The sequence below is a fragment of the Microcoleus sp. D3_18_C2 genome (assembly GCF_036702395.1).
In the GTDB taxonomy this organism is placed as follows: domain Bacteria; phylum Cyanobacteriota; class Cyanobacteriia; order Cyanobacteriales; family Microcoleaceae; genus Microcoleus.
The window spans coordinates 1-4,168 of the sequence record NZ_JAUBTG010000123.1 but is presented as its reverse complement, the minus strand read 5'-3'; the positions used below and the strand labels follow the sequence as shown (position 1 = coordinate 4,168).

General features: G+C 42.2%; 4 protein-coding genes. 3 read left to right on the top strand and 1 reads right to left on the bottom strand.

The features are described 5' to 3' along the window. Window positions 1-1,026 carry a DNA polymerase III subunit delta gene (gene holA / locus QUA88_RS29290; protein ID WP_333275221.1) on the top strand — a complete coding sequence of 342 codons (1,026 nt, stop codon included), beginning with the start codon at window positions 1-3 and terminating at the stop codon, window positions 1,024-1,026. A gap of 418 nt (window positions 1,027-1,444) precedes the next feature. Here holA and QUA88_RS29285 read toward each other — a convergent pair whose 3' ends face one another. Next, window positions 1,445-2,926 carry a transposase gene (locus QUA88_RS29285; RefSeq protein ID WP_333275218.1) on the bottom strand — a complete coding sequence of 494 codons (1,482 nt, stop codon included), beginning with the start codon at window positions 2,924-2,926 and terminating at the stop codon, window positions 1,445-1,447. An 80-nt stretch (window positions 2,927-3,006) separates the two neighbouring features. Here QUA88_RS29285 and QUA88_RS29605 point away from each other — a divergent pair, with 80 nt between their 5' ends. Both QUA88_RS29605 and QUA88_RS29280 read left to right on the top strand, forming a co-directional pair. Next, window positions 3,007-3,150, top strand: a complete 144-nt coding sequence (locus QUA88_RS29605) for a transposase (RefSeq protein WP_445243121.1) — start codon at window positions 3,007-3,009, stop codon at window positions 3,148-3,150. Window positions 3,151-3,324: 174 nt separating this feature from the next. Then, window positions 3,325-4,110 (top strand): DEAD/DEAH box helicase, encoded by a 786-nt coding sequence (locus QUA88_RS29280; protein ID WP_333211876.1) that lies wholly within the window; start codon window positions 3,325-3,327, stop codon window positions 4,108-4,110. Window positions 4,111-4,168: the final 58 nt, after the last annotated feature.

Here is a 4,168-nt window from a genome sequence, read left to right as displayed (position 1 = left end):
ATCAATTACGCACTTGATTTAGCTAAACACTTCATCTTATCATGTTTGAGGTTGAAATTAAGATGCGTTTACCCTGGCATCCTAATTGGGAATGATACCTACGCAATTGAACGAGAAGTTGAAAAGTTTAAGACTCAAACTCATCCTCTCTGGCGAGATTTCAACATCCACCGCTTCGATACTTCTTCCCTGGATGCAGCCCTCTCTGCTGCTGCTTCAGTTCCTTTCGGCGGAGGAAACAAACTTATTGTCGTTGAAAATTGCGATTTCAAGCAATTTGGAGAAATGGGGCTAGAATTGCTGCAAATTTTGCCCCAATTACCTGTTACAACGCACTTAGTCTTCACTGCTGCTGTTATCGACAAACGGCTCAAGGTAGTCAAGCATTTATTGCAGTTTGGTAAACTTAAGGAGTTTACTCTCATTCCTCCTTGGCGTACTGATTTGATTGAAAGTGCGATCGCTGCTACTGCTAAACAGATGAATCTCTCAATTGCCAGAGATGCTGTCAGTTATTTAGCGGTAGCGATTGGCAACGATTCTGCTCGAAGAGTCAGTGAACTGGAGAAATTAGCCATTTATGCAGCAGGCGCTCGCATTACGAAAGAAGCTGCTAAAATCCTCGTTCCAGCTACCACAGCTAACTGTTTTCAACTTGCCGAAGCTCTTTTAAAAGGTCAAGCAGTGGCAGCAATTAAGGTGCTTGATGAATTGCTATCTCGGGCAGAGTTTTCTTTAGCAATTATTGCTACTCTTCAAACTCAGTTTAAAACTTGGCTGTGGGTAAAAGCTACTCTGGATTCCGGCGGCAAACTTTCTGATAGTGAAATTGCTAGTATGTGCGGAATTAGTAACCCCAAACGGCTGTATTTCCTTAAGCAGGAGGTTAAGGAAGTATCTGCGAACTTCTTAAGTCGATCGCTCTCCATTTTGTTGGATTTAGAAATTGCTCTCAAAACAGGAGATAAGCCTGACTCGATGTTGCCTGCTTTGCTCAGCATCACTCAACTCACTCACCTTAAATAACAGGAAAGCGCTGCCGAGTTAATTCGGCAGTCTTTCATTAACAATCTTGGAGGCAAAAACTGCTTTGCAACACTATTAGTATCGGTAAGGTGGGCGGCGGTGTACCATACAGATAGAGTTTATGCGTCCAGAACTAATTAAGTGTAGTTAGGGCTTACGCAACGATGTTGGGGCGCACCGCGGGGGGTTGCCCCAACATTCACATCATATATGGACATTGTGCGTAAATCCTAATGAATTTGTCAAACTATTTTTGACTTTATTTATTGCAGCAGTAGGTTGCTATTTCTGTTTAATAGCAGCTCATCTTTCCTGCATCATCCAAACCAGAAACCCCAAGATTTGCTCAACAGGAGGTAGTGGATAATCTTTGACACTCCCACCCCTAAAGGGGATGGGATTCTTTAGAGATTTCGCTCTAAATATCCCAAAGAGACAATTGCTTACCCTGTGGGTTCTCGCCCACACGCCGTTTGCCTTTTAAAGGCAGCGTGTTAACTGACGAGCGTTCGTATAATTCAACCTCAAAGAGATTCAACTGTACTGGTTTCGACGAGTCCCGCCGTACCATTTTCGATTTAATCTTTTTGACAATATTCAACTTGTAGGTTTCTATCGCCTTAACTTTCACATTCCTTGCAGCTTGCAAATTTGCATCATCAATATGCCCACAATTGGTACAGATAAACTTTTCACCATTGCGGCTATCTTTATCAATATGCTTACACTTGCTACAAGTTTGACTGGTATGCCTTGGGTTAACTCGGTACAGCTTCTTGCCTGACTTCACAGCCAAATATTCAAGTTTTTGAGTTAACGCATACCAACTCGCATCAGCGATAGAACTATTTAAACCACGTTTAGCCGATTGACCGTTGGGGAGAAATCTACCAGATTCAGATTTAACAGGTTTGCACCGCTTCATCATGTTTTGTATCTGTAAATCTTCAACTACAACTGCATCGGATCTTTTAATAATCCGATTAGCTACATCCCACTGGTAAGATTCGCGACGCTGTTGAATTTTATTGTGCAGCTTGCTCACTCTAAGTTGAGCTTTACTGCGATTCTTACTACCTTTTTGCTTACGGCTAACCCGTCGCTGTCTGATTCGCATCAAACGCTTAGCTTTCTTGTGGGTAGCAAATCGCGGATTATCAATGGCGCTGCCATCAGAGAGATAAACCAATTTACCTAACCCCATATCGCAGCCAGTGATAGTTTTGATTTCACTATCTGGAATTACTGGGAAGCGTGGTATATCTTTGTTTTCTATCCTGACCGAGATATACCATCCATCAACTTTCTGTCTGATGGTTACGGTTTTAATCTCAAATCCTTCGGGGATAACGCGAGAGTTGTAGAAACGCAGCCACCCAATTTTAGGGAGGTAAACTTTGTTACCTTTAATCTTGATTCTTCCTGGTTTGTAGCTAAACGATTTGAAATCGTGACGGCGCTTAAACTTCGGAAACCCTGCGCCCTTAAAAAACTTATTAAAGGATTCATTAACTCTGGCTGGAATTGACTGCAATACTCCAATATCAATACTTTGATACCAAGGTCTTGCCTCTTTTAACTCTTGCAGATTTGCATCTTGCATTAATGATGCTGACCGCTTAGGAGATGTATCTTTATATCCTTCTTTTTGGGCTTTACCGCCGCCCTCCTTCCAGGGGTTGGCGAGTTGGGTTCCTTTAGTAATACCGCAAGTCAAAGGCGTTATTTCTACCTGAGTCCTCAAGTCGCAATAATCACCGCAAATAAACTGCTGATGCCAACCATCAATCCTGTCACGCAAGCACCAATTGTAATTCGCTCTCAACATATCGAGCCACTGGATTAGTTTTTGGGATTGCTGCTGATTAGGTCTAAGTTTGTATTTGAAGCTTAAAAGCAAATTGCACCACCTCCTTAAATTATTGTACGAGGTTATTGTACGAGGTTATTGTAGATGTTGACGACTTAACGACAATCAATATGCAAGATAAATACAGACTAAAGATTACATCAGTAACGCTTATTAGATACCATTTTATTTGGATTCCAGCTAGACGCAAGAAGGTGTTGATTGGTGCAGTGGCCGAACGCTTAAAACAACTACTGACAGAGAAGTGTAATTAGCTCGTTGTAATCGCGCAGTGAGGTGGAAGTCTACCGCTTTGTTGGTTCCTGAACCCAAACCCATAATTGCTACCAAAATCAGTCCGACTCCCAGTTTTTTTATTAATTTCTTCTCTCGTTCTTTTTCCTACCTATCGGTAGTAAGAGAGAAAAGATTCATTCATAGAGTGACCAATGCCTCCCAATTATATCAACCTTCTTTCCCAACTAATAGCCCGACATGATTTTCACCAAAATAACTTCCCAGAAGCAAGCCATTTGCAGCCAACTGCAACAGCCGATTTGTGTGAGTTTTTAGGCGAAGAGGTTATTTATCAGACAATCGCGACTGCTACAACTCCTAAGCTCTACAAAATTCCTCAAGACTTGCCGCCTTCAATAATTTCTGCTTTGCACAGCCAAGGCATTCAACAGCTTTATTCGCACCAAATTAAAACACTCAAAGCCGTGCGCCAGGGCAAAGATGTCATCCTCAGCACAGCAACAGCTTCTGGCAAATCTTTAAGTGCGTACTTGCCTATTTTAGAGGGCATTCTCCAACATCAATTTACTGCACTCTCTATTTATGGCTTGAAAGCTTTAACAGCCGACCAAAGTCAAAAACTTGCCGATTTGCTCCAACTGATTCCTGAGCCTGCGCGCCCGCGCCTTGCCCTTTTAACTGGGGATACTCCTCCCAAAACCAGAGAACAATTATTAGCTGCAAATCCTAGCATAATCACCGCCACACCAGAGTTAATTCACTATGCGCTGAAAGGCGTTCACTGGAGTCAGCCTTGGCAGCATTTTTTAAGTCGCCTCCGCTATATTGTCCTAGATGAAGCTCACACTTTTAACGGAGTTTACGGAGCTAACATGGCTAGCTTAATTCGCCGCTTAAAATTGGCAGTAGACGAGCGCGGAGGTTCTTCTCAAAAACTGCAATTCCTGATGTTAAGTGCTAAGCTGTTGTGCCTTTAAATAGGGTATCATAAAAAATGAGTTTAATCAATATATACAAAAATGCCAGCTAAAAACC

Bases quoted from the DNA above. Each gene is read 5' to 3' on its own strand.
- QUA88_RS29605 (WP_445243121.1), top strand. From the start codon at position 3,007: ATGCAAGATAAATACAGACTAAAGATTACATCAGTAACGCTTATTAGA.
- QUA88_RS29280 (WP_333211876.1), top strand. From the start codon at position 3,325: ATGCCTCCCAATTATATCAACCTTCTTTCCCAACTAATAGCCCGACAT.